The following is a 21011-nucleotide window of genomic DNA, read 5'->3' as shown; positions in this document are numbered from 1 at the left end:
CAATGTTCCGGCTCCAAGGCAGCAAAGTGCTCGCCGTCTCCCTGACAGGCGACGCCGTCAAGGCGAAGAACGGCTCGATGGTCGCCTACGACGGCCAGATGGCGTTCAAGAAGTTGAGTGGCGGCGGTGAGGGCCTGCGCGGCATGGTCACCCGTCGGCTCACCGGCGAGCAGATGGAGGTGATGGAGGTGCGCGGCCAGGGGACCTGCTGGTTCGCCGACCGGGCCTCCGAGATCAACCTCGTGTCCCTGCACGGCGACAAGCTCTGGGTCGAGGCGAGCAATCTGCTCTGCACCGACGCGGGCCTGCGCACCGGGACGACCTTCACCGGCATGCGCGGCGGCGCCACCGGCAACGGGCTGTTCACGACCACGGTCGAGGGCACGGGCCAGGCGGCGATCATGTCGGACGGCCCGGCGGTCGTGCTGCGGGTGACCCCGCAGTACCCGCTCCAGGTCGACCCCGGCGCGTACATCGCCCACCAGGGCAACCTGCAGCAGCACTTCCAGTCGGGTGTGACCTTCCGCACGTTCATGGGTGAGGGCGGCGGCGAGGCCTTCCAGATCCGCTTCGAGGGCGACGGCCTCGTGTACGTCCAGCCCAGCGAGCGGAACACGATCGGGGGCGACGTCTGATGCCGTTCCGCGAAGTCAACTCCAAGATGGTCGAGGCGACCGTCATCCCCGGGCAGCGGATGTTCAGCCAGCGCGGCGCGATGCTCGCGTACCGCGGCGACGTCACGTTCACGCCGAACATGGCGGGCGGCCAGGGCGGTCTGATGTCGATGATCGGCCGCCGGGTGGCCGGCGAGGCGACCCCCCTGATGACCGTCGAGGGCAACGGCACGGTGATGTTCGGGCACGGCGGCCACCACATCCAGGTGATCGGCCTGACGGGCGACACCCTGTACGTGGAGGCCGACCGGCTGCTCGCCTTCGACGGCACCCTGGAGCAGGGCACGATGTTCATGGGCTCGCAGGGCGGGGTCATGGGCATGGTCCGCGGCCAGGTGACCGGGCAGGGCCTCTTCACCACGACCCTGAAGGGCCACGGCGCGGTGGCCGTCATGGCGCACGGCGGGGTCATCGAACTGCCGATCACCCCGGGCCGCCCGGTGCACGTCGACCCGCAGGCGTACGTGGCCCACCACGGCGACGTGCGGAACAAGCTCTCCACCGCGCTCGGCTGGCGCGACATGGTGGGGCGCGGCTCGGGCGAGGCGTTCCAGCTGGAGCTGAGCGGCAGCGGAGCGGTGTACGTCCAGGCCTCGGAGGAGAAGCTGTGAGCACCCCGGTGATCCACGACCCGACGACCCTTCCGTCGGACGACAACGTGAACCCGTACACCTTCTGCGTGGAGCTGAAGGGATCCCAGTGGTTCCTGCAGAAGGGCAAGATGATCGCCTACTACGGGCGGATCGAGTTCAACGGCATCGGGCACGGGCGGCTCGACCGTCTGGTCCGTACGTCCTTCCACTCGCCGCTGCACGCGAGCGACTGGGTGGTCGCGGAGGGCAGCGGGAAGATGCTGCTCGCGGACCGGGCGTTCGACGTGAACTCGTTCGACCTGGACCAGGGGAACCTGACGATCCGTTCGGGCAATCTCCTCGCCTACGAGCCGACCCTCGCGCTGAAGCAGTCGATCGTGCCGGGCTTCGTGACGCTGATCGGCACGGGCAAGTTCGTGGCCGCGTCGAACGGTCCCGTGGTCTTCATGGAGCCGCCGATGCGCGTGGACCCGCAGGCGCTGGTCGGCTGGGCGGACTGCCCGTCCCCCTGCCACCATTACGACCACGGCTACATGACGGGCGTGATGGGCGGCGTACGAGCCCTCACGGGCATCGGCGGCACGTCGGGCGAGGAGCACCAGTTCGAGTTCGTGGGCGCGGGCACGGTCCTGCTCCAGTCGACGGAGCTGCTGATGGCGGAGCGGGCGATCGGCGGGCCGCCGGCGCAGGCGGGCGTCCCGGGCGGTCATGGATCGCACGGTTCAGGCCAGGCGGTCCAGGGCTCGGCACCGCGCCTTCCCGGCCAGCTGGGAGACCTTCAGCGTCGCTTCGGTCTGTGAGCGGTAGTCTGCGGAGGGTGACGCCTTCGAACGCGCGCTCCCAGACTTCGTCAAGTATTCAACTTCTTAGGTAGAATCCATATATGGAGACCGAGACCGCCACCCCGTGGCTCACCGATGGCGAGCAGTGCGCCTGGCGCACCTTCCTGGACGTACAGAGAATGCTGACGTACCAGCTGGAGAGGGACCTCCAGCCGTTCGGTCTGACGATGAACGACTACGAGATCCTGGTGAACCTCTCGGAGTCGGCGGAGCGGCGGCTGCGCATGAGCGACCTGGCCGCGGCCACCCTCCAGTCGAAGAGCCGCCTCTCCCACCAGATCACCCGCATGGAGAACGCCGGACTCGTCCGGCGCGAGAACTGCGAGTCCGACCGGCGCGGGCTGTACGCCGTCCTCACCGACGACGGCATGGAGACCATGCGCAAGGTCGCCCCGCACCACGTCGAGTCGGTGCGCAAGCACTTCATCGACCAGATCGGCCCGGAGGCCCTCGGCGACCTCCACGAGTCCCTGAAGCCGGTCGCGGAGCAGCTCCGCGGACGGCGCGGGAAGCCGTGACCTGACAGAGAACGGAAGAAAGGGCCTCCCCGGTGCACCCCGGGGAGGCCCTTTCCGTACCGATCAGTTTCCGGTCAGACTCGCGACCAGTTCGTCCGAGGCCGCGTACGGGTCGAGGTCGCCGGCCACGATCCGCTCGGCGAGCGCGTCCAGGCGCCGGTCGCCGTGCAGGTCCCCGATCTTCTCGCGCAGGGCCGTGACCGCGATGGTCTCGACCTCGCGCGCGGCACGGGAGCGGCGGCGCTCCGCCAGGACCCCGTGCTCCTCCATCCAGGCGCGGTGCTTCTCCAGGGCCTCCACGACCTCGTCGATGCCCTCGCCGCGCGCAGCGACCGTCTTGACGATCGGCGGCCGCCAGTCGCCGGGCCCGCGCGCCTCGCCCAGGCCCAGCATGTGGTTGAGCTCGCGGGCGGTGGCGTCCGCGCCGTCCCGGTCGGCCTTGTTCACCACGTACACGTCGCCGATCTCCAGGATGCCCGCCTTCGCGGCCTGGATCCCGTCGCCCATGCCAGGCGCGAGGAGGACCACCGAGGTGTCGGCCTGGGAGGCGATCTCGACCTCCGACTGACCGACGCCGACGGTCTCCACGAGGATCACCTCGCAGCCGGCCGCGTCCAGCACGCGGATGGCCTGCGGGGCGGACCAGGCGAGGCCGCCCAGATGGCCGCGGGTCGCCATGGAGCGGATGTAGACGCCCGGGTCGGAGGCGTGCTCCGACATCCGGACGCGGTCACCGAGGAGCGCTCCCCCGCTGAACGGCGAGGAAGGGTCGACGGCCAGTACGCCGACCCTCTTGCCCGCCCGCCGGTAGGCGGAGACGAGGGCGGACGTCGACGTCGACTTGCCGACGCCGGGCGAACCCGTCAGGCCGACCACGTACGCGCCGCCGGTGAGCGGCGCGAGGGCCGCCATCACCTCGCGCAGCTGCGGGGACGCCCCCTCCACGAGCGAGATCAGCCGGGCCACGGCCCGTGGCCTGCCCTCCCGTGCCTGGGCGACGAGTTCGGGGACGTCCACCATCTGCGCTGCTCCTCGGTTGGGTGACTTACTTGCCTGCGACGCGGATGATCAGCGCGTCGCCCTGACCGCCGCCGCCGCAGAGGGCCGCGGCGCCGATGCCGCCGCCGCGCCGCTTGAGCTCCAGGGCCAGGTGCAGCACCACGCGGGCGCCGGACATGCCGATCGGGTGGCCGAGGGCGATGGCGCCGCCGTTGACGTTCACCTTCTCGGGGGTAACGCCGAGGTCCTTCATTGACTGGACGGCGACCGCGGCGAAGGCCTCGTTGATCTCGATCAGGTCGAGGTCGTCGACGGTCAGACCGTCCTTCTTCAGGGCGTGCTGGATCGCGTTGGACGGCTGCGACTGGAGCGAGTTGTCCGGACCCGCCACGTTGCCGTGGGCGCCGATCTCGGCGATCCACTCCAGGCCCAGCTCCTCGGCCTTGGCCTTGCTCATGACGACGACGGCGGCGGCGCCGTCGGAGATCTGCGAGGAGGTGCCGGCGGTGATCGTGCCGTCCTTCGCGAAGGCGGGACGGAGCTTGCCGAGGGACTCGGCGGTGGTCTCCGCGCGGATGCCCTCGTCCTGGGAGAAGACGACCGGCTCGCCCTTGCGCTGCGGGATCTCGACCGGGGTGATCTCGGCCTCGAAGATGCCGTTCTTCTGGGCGGCGGCGGCGCGCTGGTGCGAGAGCGCGGCGATCTCGTCCTGCTCGGGCCGCTTGATGCCCAGACGGGTGTTGTGCTTCTCCGTGGACTCGCCCATGGCGATGCCCTCGAAGGAGTCGGTGAGGCCGTCGTACGCCATGGAGTCGAGCATCTCGATGGCGCCGTACTTGAAGCCCTCGCGGGACTTCGGGAGCAGGTGCGGGGCGTTGGTCATCGACTCCTGGCCGCCGGCGACGACGATGTCGAACTCGCCGGCGCGGATCAGCTGGTCGGCCAGGGCGATGGCGTCCAGGCCCGACAGACACACCTTGTTGATGGTGAGCGCGGGGACGTTCATGGGGATGCCGGCCTTGACGGCGGCCTGGCGGGCCGGAATCTGGCCGGCACCCGCCTGGAGCACCTGGCCCATGATCACGTACTGGACCTGACGGCCGTCGATGCCGGCCCGGTCGAGGGCCGCCTTGATGGCGAAGCCGCCGAGGTCCGCGCCCGAGAAGGACTTGAGCGAACCGAGCAGGCGACCCATGGGCGTGCGGGCGCCCGCGACGATCACTGAGGTGGTACCGGTCGTTCCAGACATGAGGCACGGCCCCTAGGGATGAGAAGTGAACGAGGGTTTACCGCCAATGTACTGAGGGGCGCCGCGCGCGGTCACCGGCCAGCCGGTGTGACGGCGCGCACGTTGCGTAACCACCCTCCCGGCGCTGCACTGGAGGCATGCTGACGCGAATCGACCACATCGGGATCGCCTGTTTCGACCTGGACAAGACTGTCGAGTTCTACCGTGCGACGTACGGGTTCGAGGTCTTCCACTCCGAGGTCAACGAGGAGCAGGGCGTCCGCGAGGCCATGCTCAAGATCAACGACACCTCGGACGGCGGGGCCTCCTACCTCCAGCTCCTGGAGCCGACCCGGGAGGACTCGGCGGTGGGCAAGTGGCTCGCCAAGAACGGCGAGGGCGTGCACCACATCGCCTTCGGGACGGCAGACGTGGACGGCGCTGCCGGGGACATCCGTTCCAAGGGCGTACGGGTCCTCTACGACCAGCCCCGGATCGGCTCGATGGGCTCCCGGATCACCTTCCTGCACCCCAAGGACTGCCACGGAGTACTCACCGAACTGGTCACCTCGGCCGAGCCGTCCGCTGACCACTCCTCAGTGGAGCACTGACCTCCGGATTCCTGGCCCGGTAGAGTGGGCGGCTCCGGGCCGGGGCCGGTCGGGGCCGCTCCGTGCGGCACCGAAGTCGGGATGTCGGGGTCGTCCGATCTGTCACGATCCCCCGGGGGTCCGTCCTCGGCCGTGAGGGCGGTGCTCGTTGGAGTGTTGCGACCAGGGGACGGATGGACCGCGCAGTGCGGGGCTACGAACGCCAGGAGAGCCACCGAGCTGAAGACGACCATCTCGCCAGGTTCGAAGCCGAGATGGACCGGCTGAAGACCGAGCGCGAGAAGGCCGTCCAGCACGCCGAGGACCTCGGATACCAGGTCGAGGTCTTGCGCGCCAAGCTCCACGAGGCGCGCCGCACCATCGCGTCCCGGCCCGCGTACGACAGCGCGGACATCGGCTACCAGGCCGAGCAGCTGCTGCGGAACGCCCAGGCGCAGGCCGAGCAGCTGCGCCAGGACGCCGAGCGCGAGCTGCGCGAGGCCCGCGCCCAGACCCAGCGCATCCTCCAGGAGCACGCCGAGCACCAGGCCCGGCTCCAGGCCGAGCTGCACAACGAGGCCGTCCAGCGGCGCCAGCAGCTGGACCAGGAGCTCAACGAGCGCCGGCAGACCGTCGAGGCGCACGTCAACGAGAACGTCGCCTGGGCCGAGCAGCTCCGCGCCCGTACGGAGTCCCAGGCCCGCCGCCTGATGGAGGAGTCCCGCGCGGAGGCCGAGCAGTCGCTCGCCGCCGCCCGCGCCGAGGCCACCCGCCTCGCCGAGGAGACCAGCCGCCGGGTCGGCGCGGAGGCCGAGGCGGCCCGTGCCGAGGCCGAAGCGATTCTGCTGCGTGCCCGCAAGGACGCCGAGCGACTCCTGAGCGCCGCCTCCAGCCAGGCGCAGGAGGCCACCAGCCACGCCGAGCAGCTCCGCTCGACCACCACCGCGGAGACCGACCAGGCCCGCCGCCAGGCCACCGAGCTGTCCCGCGCCGCCGAGCAGCGCATGCAGGAGGCCGAGGAGAAGCTCCGGCTCGCCCGCGCCGAGGCCGAGAAGGCCCTCTCCGAGGCCAAGGACGCCGCCGCCCGCCAGCTCGCCTCCGCCGAGTCGGTCAACGAGCAGCGCACCCGCACCGCCAAGACCGAGATCGCCCGGCTCGTCGGCGAGGCCACCAAGGACGCCGAAGCCCTCAAGGCCGAGGCCGAGGAGAAGCTCCGCGAGGCGACCGCCCACGCGGAGAAGCTCGTCACCGAGGCCTCCGAGAAGGCCCGTACCGCCGCCGCGGAGGACTCCGCCGCCGCCCTCGCCAAGGCCGCGCGCAACGCCGAGGAGATCCTCACCAAGGCGTCCGAGGACGCCCGCGAGACCACCCGCAAGGCCTCCGAGGAGGCCGAGCGGGTCCGCCGCGAGGCCGAGACCGAGGCCGACCGGCTCCGCGCCCAGGCCGAGGAGCAGGCCGACGAACTGCTCGGCTCGGCCAAGGACGACACCAAGGAGTACCGCGCCAAGACCGTCGAACTCCAGGAGGAGGCGCGGCGGCTGCGCGGCGAGGCCGAGCAGCTGCGCGCCGAGGCCATCGACGAGGGCGAGCGGATCCGCGGCGAGGCCCGCCGCGAGGCCGTCCAGCAGATCGAGGAGGCGGCGAAGACCGCCGAGGAGCTCCTCACCAAGGCCCGTACGGACGCCGACGGGCTGCGCACCAAGGCCGGCGCCGAGAGCGAGCGGGTCAAGTCGGAGGCGATGGAGCGCGCCCAGACGCTCCGCACGCAGGCCGAGGAGACCCTTGAGCGGACCCGCGCCGAGGCCGAGCGGCTGCGCGCCGAGGCCGAGGAGCAGGCCGAGTCGGTCAGGGACGCGGCCGAGAAGGCCGCCGCGGCTCTGCGCGCGGACGCCGAGCGGGCCGCCGAGGCGCGCCGCGCGGAGGCCGCGGAGGAGCTGACCCGGCTGCACACCGACGCCGAGGCGAAGGTGGCGGCGGCCGGCGAGGAGCTCACCGACGCGCGTGCCGAGGGCGAGCGGATGCGGCGCGAGGCCGCCGAGGAGACGGAGCGGCTGCGGACCGAGGCCGCCGAGCGCATCCGTACCCTCCAGGAACAGGCGGAGCAGGAGGCCGAGCGGCTGCGCGCCGAGGCCTCGTCGGACGCTTCCACGACGCGTACGGAGGCGGAGACCGCGGCGGTACGGCTCCGCACGGAGGCCGCAGAGGAGGCCGAGCGGCTGCGGTCGGAGGCCCAGGAGACCGCCGACCGGATGCGGGCGGAGGCCGCCGCGGCCGCCGAGCGGGTGGCCGCCGAGGCCGCCGAAGCGCTCGCCGCCGCGCAGGAGGAGGCCGTCCGGCGCCGCCGGGAGGCCGAGGAGACCCTCGAGTCGGCCCGTTCCGAGGCGGGACGGGAGCGCGAGCACGCCCGCGAGCAGTCCGAGGAGCTCCTCGCCGCCGCCCGCAAGCGGGTCGAGGACGCGCAGGTCGAGGCGCAGCGCCTGGTCGAGGAGGCGGACGCGCGGGCGACCGAGGTGGTCACCGCCGCCTCGCGAGCCGCCCAGGAGGTACGGGACTCGGTGGCGGGTCTGCGGGAGCAGGCCGAGGAGGAGATCGCCGGGCTGCGCAGCGCCGCCGAGCACGCGGCCGAGCGGACGCGTACCGAGGCGCAGGAGGAGGCGGACCGGGTCCGCGCCGACGCGCACGAGGAGCGGGAGCGGGCCACCGAGGACGCCGGCCGGGTCAGGGCGCGCGCCCACGAGGAGACGGAGGCCGCGAAGGCGCTGGCCGAGCGGACCGTCACGGACGCGATCGCCGAGGCGGAGAAGCTGCGGTCGGACACCGCGGAGTACGCCCAGCGGGTACGGACGGAGGCGACGGACTCCCTCGCCTCCGCCGAGCAGGACGCGGCCCGGACCCGGGCGGACGCCCGGGAGGACGCGAACCGGATCCGTTCGGAGGCCGCGGAGCGCGCCGAGTCGCTGGTCGGCGAGGCGCGTACGGAGGCGGAGCGGATCGCCGCCGAGGCGGAGCAGGTCCTCGACGAGGCGCGCAAGGCCGCCGACAAGCGGCGCAGCGACGCCGCCGAGCAGGCCGACGCGCTCCTCGCCCAGGCGACGGGCGAGGCCGAGCGGCTCACCGCCGAGGCGGTCGAGCTCATGGAGACCGCCGAACAGGACGCCCTGCGGCTGCGTGCCGAGGCCGAGCAGGTCAAGGCCGACGGGGAGGCGCACGCGGAGGCGCTGCGGGCCGCGGCCCTGGCCGACGGCGAGCAGGTCCTCGACGAGGCGCGCAAGGCCGCCGACAAGCGGCGCAGCGACGCCGCCGAGCAGGCCGACGCGCTCCTCGCCCAGGCGACGAGCGAGGCCGAGCGGCTCACCGCCGAGGCGGTCGAGCTCATGGACACCACGGAACAGGACGCCGAGCGCCTCCGTGCCGAGGCCGAACAGGTCAAGATCGACGGGGAGGCGCACGCCCAGGCCCTGCGGGCCGCGGCCCTGGCCGACGGCGAGCAGGTCCTCGACGAGGCGCGCAAGGCCGCCGACAAGCGGCGCAGCGACGCCGCCGAGCAGGCCGACGCGCTCCTCGCCCAGGCGACGAGCGAGGCCGAGCGGCTCACCCGTGAGGCGAACGCCGAGGCGGAGCGCGTCACCCGTGAGGCCGGCGAACTCGCCGACGCCGTCACGGCGGACGCGCGCGCCGAGGCCGAGGCGACGGTGGGTTCCGCGCGGCAGGACGCCGAGCGGATCCGTGCCGAGTCGGAGCGGCTGCGGGCCGACGCGGAGGCGGCGGCCGAGCGGATGCGGTCGGAGGCCCGCGAGGAGGCGGACCGCACGCTCGACGAGGCGCGCGAGGCCGGCGCCCGGAAGCGTTCCGACGCGGCCGAGCAGGCGGACCAGCTCATCGCCAAGGCCCAGGAGGAGGCGCTGCGCGCCACCACGGAGGCCGAGACGCAGGCGGACACGATGGTCGGCGCGGCCCGCAAGGAGGCCGAGCGGATCGTCGCCGAGGCGACCGTCGAGGGCAACTCGCTGGTCGAGAAGGCCCGTACGGACGCGGACGAGCTCCTGGTCGGGGCGCGCGGTGACGCGACGGCCATAAGGGACCGGGCCGAGGAGCTGCGCAGCCGGGTCGAGGGCGAGATCGAGGAACTGCACGAGCGGGCGCGCCGTGAGAGCGCCGAGCAGATGCGGACGGCCGGCGAGCGGGTCGACAACCTCGTGAAGGCCGCGACGGAGCAGCGCGCCGAGGCCGAGGAGAAGGCCAAGGAGCTGGTCTCCGAGGCGAGTTCGGAGGCGAGCAAGGTCCGTATCGCCGCGGTCCGCAAGGCTGAGGCGCTCCTCAAGGAGGCCTCGCAGAAGAAGGCCTCGCTCATCGCGGAGGCCGAGGAGATCAAGGCGGAGGCCGAACGCATCAGGGCCGAGGCGCAGGCGGAGGCCGAGCGGACGGTCGAGGAGGGTCAGCGGGAGCTGGAGGTGCTGGTGCGCCGCCGCAAGGACATCAATGCCGAGATCTCCCGTGTCCAGGACGTCCTGGAGGCGTTGGAGTCTTTCGAGACGCCTTCCGCCGGGACCAAGTCGGCCGGGGCGGTGGGAGCCAAGGCGGGTGCGTCGGCGGGCTCCACTCGTTCGGGTGGCAAGCCCCAGGACGGCTAGCCACTCAAAAGGCTGGACATTCTCCAGATCAAACGGGCATACGCTCGATGACACGCCGCTTCGGCCCCTAGGATTCCCTCTAACACCTCACCGGTCTCATTCGACAGGAAACCCATGAGCGACACATCCTCCCCCTTCGGCTTCGAGCTCGTGCGGCGCGGTTACGACCGCGGTCAGGTGGACGACCGCATTACCAAGCTCGTGTCCGACCGTGACAGTGCTCTGTCCCGCATCACCTCTCTGGAGAAGCGCATCGAGGAACTCCACCTCGAGACGCAGAACGCCCAGGCGCAGGTCACCGACGCCGAGCCGTCGTACGCGGGACTCGGCGCCCGGGTCGAGAAGATCCTGCGGCTCGCCGAGGAGGAGGCGAAGGACCTGCGTGAGGAGGCCCGTCGCGCCGCCGAGCAGCACCGCGAGCTGGCCGAGTCGGCCGCCCAGCAGGTGCGCAACGACGCGGAGTCCTTCGCGGCCGAGCGCAAGTCGAAGGCCGAGGACGAGGGCGTCCGGATCGTCGAGAAGGCGCAGGGCGAGGCCAACACGCTGCGCGCCGAGGCGCAGAAGGACGCGCAGTCGAAGCGTGAGGAGGCGGACGCCCTCTTCGAGGAGACCCGCGCCAAGGCCGCCCAGGCCGCCGCGGACTTCGAGACCAACCTGGCGAAGCGCCGCGAGCAGTCGGAGCGGGACCTGGCCTCGCGTCAGGCGAAGGCCGAGAAGCGCCTCGCGGAGATCGAGCACCGCGCCGAGCAGCTGCGCCTGGAGGCCGAGAAGCTGCGGACGGACGCGGAGCGCCGGGCCCGTCAGACGGTGGAGACCGCGCAGCGCCAGGCCGAGGACATCGTGGCCGACGCGAACGCCAAGGCCGACCGGATCCGTTCGGAGTCGGAGCGCGAGCTCGCGGCCCTGACGAACCGCCGCGACTCGATCAACGCCCAGCTGACCAACGTCCGCGAGATGCTGGCGACGCTGACCGGTGCCGCGGTGGCGGCGGCCGGCTCCCCGATCGACGACGAGCGCCCGGCGGGCGTGCCGGCCCAGCAGACCCGCTGACACTCCCGACGGCTCCCCCAGCGTCGCCCGAAGCCCCCCGTCACTCCGGTGGCGGGGGGTTTTGCGCGCCCTTAGGTTGGTACGCATGATCGAGCTTGAGGGCCTGACCAAGCGGTACGGGCCGAAGACGGCGGTCGACCACCTCTCCTTCCAGGTGCGTCCCGGCGTGATCACCGGTTTCCTCGGGCCGAACGGGGCGGGCAAGTCGACGACCATGCGGATGATGCTCGACCTGGACAACCCGACGAGCGGGACGGTCCGGATCGACGGCCGGCACTACCGGGAGCTGGACGAGCCGCTGAAGTACATCGGGGCGCTCCTCGACGCCAAGGCGATGCACGGCGGCCGGTCGGCGTACAACAACCTGCTGTGCCTGGCGCAGTCCAACCGCATCCCGGAGCGCCGGGTGGGCGAGGTGCTTGACCTGGTGGGTCTGACGCCGGTGGCGCGGAAGAAGTCGAAGGGTTTCTCCCTCGGGATGGGGCAGCGGCTCGGGATCGCGTCCGCGCTGCTCGGTGATCCCGAGATCCTGATGTTCGACGAACCCGTCAACGGTCTGGATCCAGAGGGAATTCACTGGATCCGCAATCTCATGAAGGCGTTGGCGGCCGAGGGCAGAACGATCTTCGTTTCCAGCCATCTGATGAGTGAAATGGCGCTGACGGCAGATCATCTGATCGTGATCGGGCAGGGAAAGCTGCTGGCCGACACGTCGATGGCGGATTTCATCCAGCAGAATTCCCGCAGTTATGTGAGGCTCCGTTCACCGCAGCAGGAACGGCTCAGGGACCTGCTGCACGCCAACGGGTTCATCGCGGTCGAGGCCGGCAACGGCACCCTCGAGGTGGACGGGGTGGCGATCGAGAAGCTGGGCGAACTGGCGGCGGCGAACGGTCTCGTACTGCACGAGCTGAGCTCCCAGCGCGCCTCGCTCGAAGAGGCGTTCATGCAGATGACGGCCGGTGCGGTGGAGTACCACGCGCACGGCACGGACGTCCACGGCGCCGGACCGCCACCCGGCCCGCGGTGGGGCACGCCCTCGGGCCCGGCCTCCCCTCCGGCCTCCGACCCGACCTCCCAGGGAGCCTGACGATGGCAGCGGCATCCGCGGTCCTGCAGTCCGAGTGGACCAAGATCCGGACGGTGTCGTCGACCGTCTGGACGCTGGCGAGCGCCCTCCTCGTCACGGTGGCGATGAGCGCGGCGCTGTGCGCCCTGATGAGTTCCACCTTCGACGACCTGAGCGACCTGGAGCGGGCCACCTTCGACCCGACCCTGATCAGCTTCTCCGGGATGATCCTGGGGCAGCTGGCGATGGTGGTCTTCGGTGTCCTGGTGGTGGGGACCGAGTACTCCTCCGGCATGATCCGCACCTCGCTCGCCGCCGTGCCGCAGCGCGCGACGTTCCTCTTCTCGAAGATCGCGGTGGCGGGCGCCCTCGCGCTGGTGGTGGGTCTGGCGACGAGCTTCCTCTCCTTCTTCCTCGGGCAGGCGCTGCTCGGCGAGCACCGGACCTCGATCGGCGCGGACAACGTGCTGCGGGCGGTGATCGGCGGCGGGCTCTACATGGGCCTGATCGCCCTGTTCTCCATGGGCGTGGCGGCGATGCTGCGCTCGTCGATGCTGTCGCTCGGCATCCTGGTGCCGTTCTTCTTCCTGGTCTCGCAGATCCTGTCGGCGGTGCCGAAGGCGAAGGAGGTCGCCGCGTACTTCCCCGACCAGGCCGGGGCGAAGATCATGCAGGTCGTGCCGAACGCGATGAACTCGGAGGAGGCTCCGTACGGCCCCTGGGGCGGGCTCGGGATCATGCTGATCTGGGTGGCGGCCGCGCTGATCGGCGGCTACCTGGTGCTGAGGAAGCGGGACGCCTGACCCCGTGGAACAAGGCGACTGCCTGACCCCGTAGGGGATGACCAGGGATTCTCCCGGAGGTTCCCCTCCGCTTCGCCGGAACCGTCAATGGCTGGATAAGCTCCTAGCTCATACGGGGGGCTCCGGCCGAAGGCCGCCACGCCCCGACATGGATGCGACCGACCTGTCGATGGGGCTGCAGAATGATCGAGGCAGTCGGCCTGACGAAGCGCTACGGCGCCAAGACGGCCGTGTACAACCTTTCCTTCCAGGTGAGGCCCGGAGTCGTCACCGGCTTCCTGGGGCCCAACGGATCCGGCAAGTCGACCACGATGCGCATGATCCTGGGCCTCGACCAGCCCACCGCCGGACACGTGACGATCGGCGGCCACCCCTTCCGGCAGCTGCCGAACGCTCCCCGGCAGGTCGGCGCGCTCCTCGACGCCAAGGCCGTGCACGGCGGGCGGAGCGCGCGCAACCACCTGCTGTCGCTCGCGCAGCTCGCCGGCATCCCGGCGCAGCGCGTCGACGAGGTCCTCGGCGTGGTCGGCCTCCAGGACGTGGCCAGGCGGCGCTCCAACGGCTTCTCGCTCGGCATGGGCCAGCGGCTCGGCATCGCGGCGGCGCTCCTCGGCGACCCGCAGGTGCTGCTCTTCGACGAGCCGGTCAACGGTCTGGACCCCGAGGGCATCCTCTGGGTCAGGAACCTGATGAAGAAGCTGGCCTCCGAGGGCCGGACGGTCTTCGTCTCCAGCCACCTCATGAGCGAGATGGCGCTGACGGCGGACCACCTGATCGTGATCGGCCGGGGCCAGCTGCTCGCGGACATGAGCGTCACGGACTTCATCTCGGCGAACTCCGCCGACTTCGCCCGGGTGCGGACCCCGCAGACGGAGCCGGGGCAGCGCGAGAAGCTGACGGCGGCGCTGATGGAGGCCGGCGGCCAGGTGATGTCCGAGCCGGACGGCGCGCTGCGCGTGACGGGCCTGCCGCTGCCGAGGATCAGCGACCTGGCGCACGACGCGGACGTACGGCTCTGGGAGCTGTCCCCGCACCAGGCCTCCCTGGAGGAGGCGTACATGCGTCTGACGCAGGGCGCCGTGGACTACCGCTCCACCGACGACAAGCTCGCGCACCTCCAGCCGCCCGTGCAGCAGCCGCACCCGGGGCAGCCGGGGTACGGGATGCCGCCCCAGCCGCCGGTGGTCCAGGAAGTGCCGCAGCAGGGCTGGTACGCCCCGCCGCCGCCCGGACAGAACCCGTACACCTCCCCGCAGCAGCAGCCTCAGCCGAGCGACACCCCCAAGGACGCCCGATGACCGCCCCCGCTCCGTACCACCACGCCCCGCAGGGCTATGTCTCCCCCATCCCGGTGCGCCGCGCGCACCTCGGTGACGCGCTGGCCTCCGAGTGGACGAAGATCCGCTCGGTGCGGTCGACGATGTGGACGCTGGGAGTGACGATTCTGCTCATGGTCGGCATCGGCCTGGGCGTGGCGGCGATCGCCGCGGCCTCCGAGGCGCCGATGGGCGACGAGGCCGCGCTCGGCTTCGGCTTCTTCGGGATGCTGCCCGCCTCGATCTGCGTGATCACCCTCGGGGTGCTGACGATCTCATCCGAGTACGGCACGGGCATGATCCGTACGACCCTGACGGCCTGCCCCAGCCGGGCCCGGGTGCTCACGGCGAAGGCCGTCGTCTTCTTCCTGCTGGTCTTCTCGCTGACCACGGTGATCGCCGCGCTCGTGGCCGTGGCGCAGGTCTCCATCGTCGACGCGGCGGAGCCGACCGCCATGGAGTGGCTGCGGGCCACGGTGGGCGCGGGCGCCTATCTGGCGCTGCTCGGACTGCTGTCGATGGCGATCGGCACCCTCGTCCGGCACTCGGCGGGCGCGATCACCGTGATGATCGGCGTGCTGCTGCTGCCGCTGGTGGCGGCGATGTTCATGTTCTCCGAGTCGCTCAGGTCGGTGCAGGAGTTCCTGCTGACCTACTCGATCCCCTCGCAGATGATCTCCCTGTACAGCGACGCCGCGCCGTTCGGCGAGGACGGCCCGGCGGGCTGGGAGCCGCTGCTGATCATGTTCGCGGTCACGGCCGTGGTGTTCGGCGGCGCGTTCGCCCTGCTGAACAAGCGGGACGTGTAGCCGCCCTCTAGTACTTAGGCGCGTTCCGGGACCGCTGCACCCTGCTGGTGCGGCGGTCCTTCGCGCTCCAGCAGGCCTTGTGCCAGTGGCGCCGGTCGTCCACCCCGCCGTACTCGGGCCAGGCGACGACGTGCGGGGCTCCGCCGGGGATCTCCTGGTCGCAGCCGGGGCAGCGGTAGCGCTTCCCGGGTGAGCTCGCCCCGGCGACGAGGCGTACGTACCATTCCTCGCCCTGCCAGGTCTCGGTGCGCTGTACGCCGCCGTACCGGTCGCCGTGGTCGCCCGGTTGCTGCTGTTCGGGCTTCTCGCCGCCTCGGGAGCGGTTGTGGCGCGGGGACACGGGCACACCTCACTGGGTCTGGGAACACGGACCGTTCTTCCAAGCCTACGGGCCGCGACGCGGTGCCCCGGGCCCCGTCCGCGACGGCTTAGCCGAAAATCGCAAGAACTTCATGAACGGCCGTTGCCTTTGGCACGTGTCAGACGTTGTTGCCAGTGCGAGGGGAGATACGCGTCGGCCGCAAGGAGGCAGAAGGCGATGCGCGTGGGTACGTTCGTTCTGGCCGCCCAGTTCCCGGGCCAGGGACAGGGTGAGGCGCTGCACCGGGCGGTGCGGACCGCCGAGGTCGCCGAGGAGGCGGGCCTCGACTCGGTCTGGCTGGCCGAGCACCATTTCGTGCCGTACGGGGTCTGCCCGTCGGCCGTGACACTGGCCGCGCTGCTCCTGGGCCGCACCCGGCGGCTGCGGGTGGGCACGGCGGTGAGCGTGCTGCCGACCGTCCACCCGGTCTCCCTGGGCGAGCAGGCGGCGCTGCTGCACCTCACCTCGGGCGGCAGGTTCACCCTGGGGGTGGGCAGGGGCGGTCCCTGGGTCGACCTGGAGGTGTTCGGCGCGGGTCTCGACGCGTACGAGAACGGGTTCCCCGAATCGCTCGATCTGCTGCTGCGCTGGCTCACCGAGCCGCGCGTGGGCGCCGAGAGCGAACGATTCTCCTTCCGCGAGGTCGCGGTGGTGCCCCGTCCCGACGAGCTGATCGGCGGGGACCCGTCCCCCGAGGTCGTGGTGGCCTGCACCTCGCCGAAGAGCGTGCGACTCGCCGCGGAGCGCGGCCTCCCGATGCTGCTCGGCATGCACTGCGGTGACGAGGACAAGGCCGAGATGGTCGCGGCCTGGGCGCGGTACGCACGGGAGGCCGGACGTGATCCCGACGAGATCGCGCGGATCGGGTCCCGCCACGTCTCGGCGGGGGTGGCACAGCTCGCGGACCGGGGCGCGGACGCGGCGGAGGCGCTGGTGAAGGCGATGCCGGGCTGGCTGAGGCAGGGGCTCGACGCGCATGTCACGGTCGACGGCCGCCACCGGTCGATGCGGGACCCCGTGGCGTACACGGAGCTGCTGTGCGGTCTGCATCCGGTGGGCACGCCCCGGCGGGCCGCGGACCGGCTGGCGGCGACTGCGGAGCGTACGGGCATCACGCGCTTCGCCCTGCTCGCCGAGGGCTCGGGCGACCTCGCGGCGACCGAGGAGAACGTCCGGCGGCTCGGCGCGGAGGTCCTGCCGCTCCTGGTGTGAGGCCGACGGTGAGGCCATCTGTGAGGCCCGTCCGTGCGGGCTGTCGGGGCAGGGACCGTGCCGCCGCTCCGGCATCGCTCCGGGGTCGACGCGTGTCGGCACGCGTCGGCCACGTCTCCCGCGACGCGGGGCGGCGGCACCATGTCTCAGCAGTCGCGCAGTGTCGGCGACTGGTTCAGCAGCTGCCCCCGTACGGACGTGAAGCGGGCGAGCCGCTCGTCCACCGCCGGGTCCAGCGGGAACACCGCCACGCGGTGGCAGTTCTGGAAGGCGAGACGCACCCCGAAATGCCGCTGCAGCGCACCACGAATGGCGTCGCTGGCGAGCGCGCGCAGCAGCTGACCACGTGCCTGCTCATTCGGCGGCGGCGTCTGGTTGTCGGCGAACTCTCCGCCGTCGACCTTCAGCTGGGCCACCAGAGAACTGATCATCTCCCATGCGTAGGGCAGGGAGGTCCGGACGCAGTCGACGAAGTCGGCTTCGTCGACCTCGCCTCGCTCGGCCTGTTCCAACAGTGCCGGTGAGACGTCGAGCGACATGGGTTCTCCTCTCGCGACCCCGCGGACGGGGTCTTGCGGGCAGGGCGAGGACCGGTCGGCCGAACACGCAGCGTGCGCGGACGACGACCTCCAGCTTCCACGGTAAGCGCGCGGTCCTGCCCGCACCAGGAGATTGGGAACACAACCGGCTGATAACCGACGGGTGTTCGGCTCAGGATCATGCCCCGGCGTCCTCCGGCCGATGCCCGAATCGCGCGGAAGAGCGCCCGTCTTGTAGCGTTGCGGACCATGCGTCTCGTCATCGCCCGTTGCTCCGTGGACTACGCGGGCCGGCTCACGGCCCACCTGCCCTCCGCGCCCCGTCTGATCCTCGTCAAGGCAGACGGCAGCGTCTCCATCCACGCGGACGACCGGGCGTACAAACCGCTCAACTGGATGTCGCCGCCGTGCACGCTCAAGGAGGGTGTCGACGGTGAGGCGGGCATCTGGACCGTGATCAACAAAGCGGGCGAGAAACTGATCATCACGATGGAGGAGATCCTCCACGACTCCTCGCACGAGCTGGGTGTGGACCCGGGTCTGATCAAGGACGGCGTCGAGGCGCACCTGCAGGAGCTCCTCGCCGACCGCATCGAGACCCTGGGCGAGGGCTACACCCTGATCCGCCGCGAGTACCCGACCGCCATCGGCCCGGTGGACATCCTGTGCCGGGACTCGGACGGTGCGACGGTCGCCGTGGAGATCAAGCGGCGCGGTGAGATCGACGGCGTCGAGCAGCTGACCCGCTACCTGGAGCTGCTCAACCGCGATCCGCACCTGGCGCCGGTGCGGGGCGTCTTCGCGGCGCAGGAGATCAAGCCGCAGGCGCGGGTGCTCGCGACGGACCGCGGCATCGGCTGCGTGGTCCTGGACTACAACGCGATGCGCGGCATCGAGGACGACAAGCTGCGCCTGTTCTGAGCGGTGCACGACGACGGCCCCGGGTGCGTTCCACCGCACCCGGGGCCGTCGTCGTACACCTCGGTCGTACGCCGTCGGGGTACGTCCGTCAGGCGGGCGTCTCCGCGCTCGTGGAGTCGCCGGGGGCGGGCGAGGCGCCGAGGGTCGCGGAGGCGGAGTTGCTCGGGGCGTCCGTCGTCGGCGGGCTGGTGGTGACCGGCGGTGTCGTCGCGGGCGGTGTCGTCGACGGCGACGGCGAGGTGGTGGTCGTCGGCGGTTTCGGCGAGGCGGTCGTCGGCGCCGGGCGCGTGGTCGTCGGGCGCGGCCCGCTCGTCGTGGTGGGAGCCGTCGTCGGCTCCGTGGTCCCCGTGGGGGACGTCGTCGCCGTCGGGGAGTCCGACGGCGACGACGAGCCCGTGGTGCCGGGGCTCGTGGAGGAGGACGGCGACGCGCTGCCGGAGCCGGACGGGCTCGGGGAGCCGGAGTGGGTGGGGTCGCCGGTCTCGCCCGGCTCCCCCGCCTCGCCCTCGGCCGGCGGCTCCTCGCCGTCCGCGCCGTCCGCCCCGCCGTCGGTGGGGTCCTCGGTCGCGGTGCTGTCGGAGGTGACGCGGTTGACGGCCGGGTCGTCGCCGCTGCCGGAGGTCGCCCCGAGGGTCACGACGGTGCCGAGGACGGCGACGAGGAGGGCGCCCGCGCCGACGGCGGCGAGGTTGCGGCGCGCGCCGGTGAGGATGCCGCTCTTGAGGCTGCGGCGGCCGTCGCCGTGGTCGGTGTCGGGCCGGGTGACGAGCGTCGGGCCCTTGTCCGCGAAGTCCGGAAACGCGAACGCCGGGGCCGCGGCGGGCTTGTTCTGCCCCACCGGGCCGACCGGCGGAGCCGGCTGTACCGGGCCGAGCGGCAGGGCGGCCGTGGCGGCCTCCCTGGCCGGGCGTGCGGCCGGGCCGCGCAGGGCCGGGGTGCCGCGGGGCGGCGAGACGGGCCCCGCGGCCGGGGCGCCGTGGTCTCCGGCGAGGTCGGCGACGAGGGCGAGCGCCCGGCGGCCGGCGACGGTGCCGCGCTTGTCGGCGAGCACCCCGCGCATGCCGATGGAGGCCTCCAGTTCGGCGCGGGCCCGCTCCAGGTTTCCGGTGCAGAGGGCCAGGACACCGAGCTCGTGGTGGAAGTAGGCCTCCTCCGCGACCTCTCCGGTGAGCCGGGCGGCCTCCTGTCCGGCGCGCAGGGCGCGTTCCCAGGCGCCCCAGTGCAGTCCCGCGGCGAAGGCGGGGGCGGCGGCACGGGCGAGCCGGACGGCGGTGGCGCGGTGTTCGGCGGTCACCTCGGCGTCGACCGGGGTGGCGGTCCCCGTACCGACGCAGACGGCCAGGGCTGCGAGGAGGGCGTCGGACTCGGCGGCGGCCCGCTCCGGGGTGACGGAGGGATGGGTCGTCCACCAGACGTAGTGCTGGGCGACGGTGTGGGCGCGGTCGGCGGCCTCGGTCCCGTACCCCTGGGCGAGCAGCTGGGTGAGGACGCCGACGGCGAGACGGTAGCGGGGGCCGACCGGCGAGAGCAGGCCGCAGGCCATGAGTTCGCCGAGGGCGGCGTCGGCGTGGGTGTCGCCGACCAGGGCCGGCAGGTGGGCCTGGTGCGGGACCTCGCCGCCGAGGGCGACGGCGAACCGCAGGGTGGTCTGGGCGGAGCGGCTGAGCCGGGAGGCCAGCAGGGCGGCGGGCGCGGCGCCCTCGCCGAGACTGGGCAGGGGTATCTCGCGCAGTTCGACGTCGTGGTCGTCGACTCCGTCGAAGGCGGCCGCGGCGACGGCGGCCGCCGCGGCGGGGTCGGTGGGCCCGAAGGCCTCTTCGAGGGCGCCGAAGGCGTCGAACTCTGCCGGGGTGACGCGGAGCCGGTCACGCTGCCGGAGCAGTGCCCCTGCCTGGACGAACCGCAGCGGCAGGCCCTCGGACTCGAACCACAGGTCGCCGGCCCAGTTGGCCTCGTCGTCGGTGAGGGTGCGTCCGGCGGCGCTCTCCAGGAGCTTCAGGGCGGAGCCGCGGCCGAGGCCGGCGAGGTGGAGCTCCTCGACGTGGGCTTCGGGCGAGGGCGCGGGGACGTCCGGTCCTGCGGCGAGGAGGAAGGCGCATTCGGGGGCGGCGGCGAGGAGCTCGTCGAGGGCGGCGCCGCCGAACTCCAGGTCGTCGACGACGACGACGGCCCCGACGTCGCGGAGCCGGTCGGGGAGTTCGGCGCGGCCGGGCCGGTGTTCGGGGGCGTACCGGACGGCGGCGAAGAGCTCGTGGAGGAGTTCGGCCGGGGTGCGGTGGTGGCCGGACAGCCGGACGACCCCGTCGGGGGCGAGGTCCGCGCAGTCGGCGGCGACCGCGTCGAGGAGCGCGGTGCGGCCGGATCCGGCGGGGCCGGTCAGGCGCGCGGAGCGGCCGCGGCCGAGGATCCCGGCGAGGCGCTCGCGCTCCTCCTGGCGTTCGAGGAGAGGCAGCGCGGGCGCGGGCGGGCCCGGCGGGACGGCCGGGGCGGCGGCGCGGGCGGCCTCGGCGCGCTCCTCGGGGGTACGGGGACGGGGGGCGGCGGATTCCCGGCCGGGCGGGCAGGGCTCGATCTCGCTGCCGTCGACGGGGTTGACGGTGACGAGCAGGTCGCCGGAGAGGATCCGGACGACGCGGGCACGCACGGGTGCGGGCGCGGGTACGGGCGTGCCTCGTCCCTGGCGGGCGCCGTCGCCCTCGGAGTCGTGTCCGTACTCCTCCGGCCCCCGGTTGATCGGGTCCATGGTCCAAGCCCCCAAGAAGCGGTGTCCGGTGCCCGCCGGGTGGTTCCGTCAATGTGCAGGCGACCGAACCCTAGACCGTGGTCAGGCGGCCGGGAACAGGTGGGGTGCCCCGG

The 21011-nt window shown here is 72.4% G+C and carries 18 protein-coding genes; 13 read left to right on the top strand and 5 right to left on the bottom strand.

Annotation, left to right across the window (positions count from 1 at the left end):
- The first annotated feature begins 2 nt into the window (after positions 1 to 2).
- The 4 genes from ACIA8N_RS08930 (at position 3) to ACIA8N_RS08915 (ending at position 2627) form a co-directional block, all read left to right on the top strand.
- Positions 3 to 635 carry an AIM24 family protein gene (locus ACIA8N_RS08930; protein ID WP_365787732.1) on the top strand — a complete coding sequence of 211 codons (633 nt, stop codon included), beginning with the start codon at positions 3 to 5 and terminating at the stop codon, positions 633 to 635.
- On the top strand, positions 635 to 1285 hold the full coding sequence (locus ACIA8N_RS08925) for an AIM24 family protein (protein WP_030210529.1): 651 nt from the start codon (positions 635 to 637) through the stop codon (positions 1283 to 1285). Before ACIA8N_RS08930 ends, ACIA8N_RS08925 begins: the two co-directional genes overlap by 1 nt.
- Positions 1282 to 2067 carry an AIM24 family protein gene (locus ACIA8N_RS08920; RefSeq protein ID WP_365787728.1) on the top strand — a complete coding sequence of 262 codons (786 nt, stop codon included), beginning with the start codon at positions 1282 to 1284 and terminating at the stop codon, positions 2065 to 2067. The genes ACIA8N_RS08925 and ACIA8N_RS08920 overlap by 4 nt, the downstream gene beginning before the upstream one ends.
- 83 nt (positions 2068 to 2150) lie before the next feature.
- The gene (locus ACIA8N_RS08915; protein ID WP_365787726.1) at positions 2151 to 2627 is read left to right on the top strand and encodes a MarR family transcriptional regulator; all 477 of its coding nucleotides are present in this window, start codon (positions 2151 to 2153) and stop codon (positions 2625 to 2627) included.
- A gap of 63 nt (positions 2628 to 2690) precedes the next feature.
- Here ACIA8N_RS08915 and meaB read toward each other — a convergent pair whose 3' ends face one another.
- Together meaB and ACIA8N_RS08905 are read right to left on the bottom strand one after the other, a co-directional pair.
- Positions 2691 to 3647, bottom strand: coding sequence for a methylmalonyl Co-A mutase-associated GTPase MeaB (meaB, locus tag ACIA8N_RS08910; RefSeq protein ID WP_030553566.1), 957 nt, complete (start codon positions 3645 to 3647; stop codon positions 2691 to 2693).
- A 25-nt stretch (positions 3648 to 3672) separates the two neighbouring features.
- A complete protein-coding gene (locus ACIA8N_RS08905) occupies positions 3673 to 4875 on the bottom strand; it encodes an acetyl-CoA C-acetyltransferase (protein ID WP_365787723.1) in 1203 nt (400 codons plus the stop codon).
- Between the two features lie 137 nt (positions 4876 to 5012).
- Here ACIA8N_RS08905 and mce point away from each other — a divergent pair, with 137 nt between their 5' ends.
- From mce to ACIA8N_RS08870, 7 genes are all read left to right on the top strand, one after another.
- Positions 5013 to 5465 carry a methylmalonyl-CoA epimerase gene (gene mce, locus ACIA8N_RS08900; protein ID WP_365787721.1) on the top strand — a complete coding sequence of 151 codons (453 nt, stop codon included), beginning with the start codon at positions 5013 to 5015 and terminating at the stop codon, positions 5463 to 5465.
- Between the two features lie 185 nt (positions 5466 to 5650).
- A complete protein-coding gene (gene scy / locus ACIA8N_RS08895) occupies positions 5651 to 10075 on the top strand; it encodes a polarized growth protein Scy (RefSeq protein WP_399416087.1) in 4425 nt (1474 codons plus the stop codon).
- A gap of 114 nt (positions 10076 to 10189) precedes the next feature.
- Positions 10190 to 11125 (top strand): cellulose-binding protein, encoded by a 936-nt coding sequence (locus tag ACIA8N_RS08890; protein WP_030210548.1) that lies wholly within the window; start codon positions 10190 to 10192, stop codon positions 11123 to 11125.
- 85 nt (positions 11126 to 11210) lie between these two features.
- Positions 11211 to 12215 carry an ATP-binding cassette domain-containing protein gene (locus tag ACIA8N_RS08885; RefSeq protein WP_365787717.1) on the top strand — a complete coding sequence of 335 codons (1005 nt, stop codon included), beginning with the start codon at positions 11211 to 11213 and terminating at the stop codon, positions 12213 to 12215.
- A 2-nt stretch (positions 12216 to 12217) separates the two neighbouring features.
- The gene (locus ACIA8N_RS08880) at positions 12218 to 12997 is read left to right on the top strand and encodes an ABC transporter permease (RefSeq protein ID WP_365787715.1); all 780 of its coding nucleotides are present in this window, start codon (positions 12218 to 12220) and stop codon (positions 12995 to 12997) included.
- 182 nt (positions 12998 to 13179) lie between these two features.
- Positions 13180 to 14295: an ATP-binding cassette domain-containing protein gene (locus tag ACIA8N_RS08875; protein WP_365787713.1), complete on the top strand. Its 1116-nt coding sequence runs from the start codon at positions 13180 to 13182 to the stop codon at positions 14293 to 14295.
- Positions 14292 to 15122 (top strand): ABC transporter permease subunit, encoded by an 831-nt coding sequence (locus ACIA8N_RS08870; protein ID WP_365787711.1) that lies wholly within the window; start codon positions 14292 to 14294, stop codon positions 15120 to 15122. Before ACIA8N_RS08875 ends, ACIA8N_RS08870 begins: the two co-directional genes overlap by 4 nt.
- Positions 15123 to 15129: 7 nt before the next feature.
- Here ACIA8N_RS08870 and ACIA8N_RS08865 read toward each other — a convergent pair whose 3' ends face one another.
- Positions 15130 to 15462: an ATP/GTP-binding protein gene (locus ACIA8N_RS08865; protein ID WP_365787709.1), complete on the bottom strand. Its 333-nt coding sequence runs from the start codon at positions 15460 to 15462 to the stop codon at positions 15130 to 15132.
- 198 nt (positions 15463 to 15660) lie between these two features.
- On the opposite strand from ACIA8N_RS08865, the gene ACIA8N_RS08860 reads away from it, so the two are divergent.
- The gene (locus ACIA8N_RS08860) at positions 15661 to 16695 is read left to right on the top strand and encodes an LLM class flavin-dependent oxidoreductase (RefSeq protein WP_365787707.1); all 1035 of its coding nucleotides are present in this window, start codon (positions 15661 to 15663) and stop codon (positions 16693 to 16695) included.
- A 146-nt stretch (positions 16696 to 16841) separates the two neighbouring features.
- Here ACIA8N_RS08860 and ACIA8N_RS08855 read toward each other — a convergent pair whose 3' ends face one another.
- Positions 16842 to 17234 (bottom strand): SCO5389 family protein, encoded by a 393-nt coding sequence (locus ACIA8N_RS08855; protein ID WP_030210566.1) that lies wholly within the window; start codon positions 17232 to 17234, stop codon positions 16842 to 16844.
- Between the two features lie 249 nt (positions 17235 to 17483).
- Between ACIA8N_RS08855 and nucS the strand changes: the two genes are divergently transcribed.
- Positions 17484 to 18155, top strand: a complete 672-nt coding sequence (gene nucS, locus ACIA8N_RS08850; RefSeq protein WP_365787704.1) for an endonuclease NucS — start codon at positions 17484 to 17486, stop codon at positions 18153 to 18155.
- An 88-nt stretch (positions 18156 to 18243) separates the two neighbouring features.
- Here the strand turns inward: nucS and ACIA8N_RS08845 are convergent, their stop codons facing one another.
- The gene (locus tag ACIA8N_RS08845) at positions 18244 to 20898 is read right to left on the bottom strand and encodes an ATP-binding protein (protein WP_399415981.1); all 2655 of its coding nucleotides are present in this window, start codon (positions 20896 to 20898) and stop codon (positions 18244 to 18246) included.
- Positions 20899 to 21011 lie beyond the last annotated feature (113 nt).

The organism is Streptomyces sp. NPDC051822, assembly GCF_044452745.1.
Lineage (GTDB): Bacteria > Actinomycetota > Actinomycetes > Streptomycetales > Streptomycetaceae > Streptomyces.
This window is presented reverse-complemented; position numbering and strand designations above follow the sequence as displayed.

Coding starts and splice junctions, on each gene's coding strand:
- ACIA8N_RS08930 (WP_365787732.1), top strand. CDS start 3: ATGTTCCGGCTCCAAGGCAGCAAAGTGCTCGCCGTCTCCCTGACAGGC.
- ACIA8N_RS08925 (WP_030210529.1), top strand. CDS start 635: ATGCCGTTCCGCGAAGTCAACTCCAAGATGGTCGAGGCGACCGTCATC.
- ACIA8N_RS08915 (WP_365787726.1), top strand. CDS start 2,151: ATGGAGACCGAGACCGCCACCCCGTGGCTCACCGATGGCGAGCAGTGC.
- meaB (WP_030553566.1), bottom strand. CDS start 3,647: ATGGTGGACGTCCCCGAACTCGTCGCCCAGGCACGGGAGGGCAGGCCA.
- ACIA8N_RS08905 (WP_365787723.1), bottom strand. CDS start 4,875: ATGTCTGGAACGACCGGTACCACCTCAGTGATCGTCGCGGGCGCCCGC.
- mce (WP_365787721.1), top strand. CDS start 5,013: ATGCTGACGCGAATCGACCACATCGGGATCGCCTGTTTCGACCTGGAC.
- ACIA8N_RS08890 (WP_030210548.1), top strand. CDS start 10,190: ATGAGCGACACATCCTCCCCCTTCGGCTTCGAGCTCGTGCGGCGCGGT.
- ACIA8N_RS08885 (WP_365787717.1), top strand. CDS start 11,211: ATGATCGAGCTTGAGGGCCTGACCAAGCGGTACGGGCCGAAGACGGCG.
- ACIA8N_RS08880 (WP_365787715.1), top strand. CDS start 12,218: ATGGCAGCGGCATCCGCGGTCCTGCAGTCCGAGTGGACCAAGATCCGG.
- ACIA8N_RS08875 (WP_365787713.1), top strand. CDS start 13,180: ATGATCGAGGCAGTCGGCCTGACGAAGCGCTACGGCGCCAAGACGGCC.
- ACIA8N_RS08870 (WP_365787711.1), top strand. CDS start 14,292: ATGACCGCCCCCGCTCCGTACCACCACGCCCCGCAGGGCTATGTCTCC.
- ACIA8N_RS08860 (WP_365787707.1), top strand. CDS start 15,661: ATGCGCGTGGGTACGTTCGTTCTGGCCGCCCAGTTCCCGGGCCAGGGA.
- ACIA8N_RS08855 (WP_030210566.1), bottom strand. CDS start 17,234: ATGTCGCTCGACGTCTCACCGGCACTGTTGGAACAGGCCGAGCGAGGC.
- nucS (WP_365787704.1), top strand. CDS start 17,484: ATGCGTCTCGTCATCGCCCGTTGCTCCGTGGACTACGCGGGCCGGCTC.
- ACIA8N_RS08845 (WP_399415981.1), bottom strand. CDS start 20,898: ATGGACCCGATCAACCGGGGGCCGGAGGAGTACGGACACGACTCCGAG.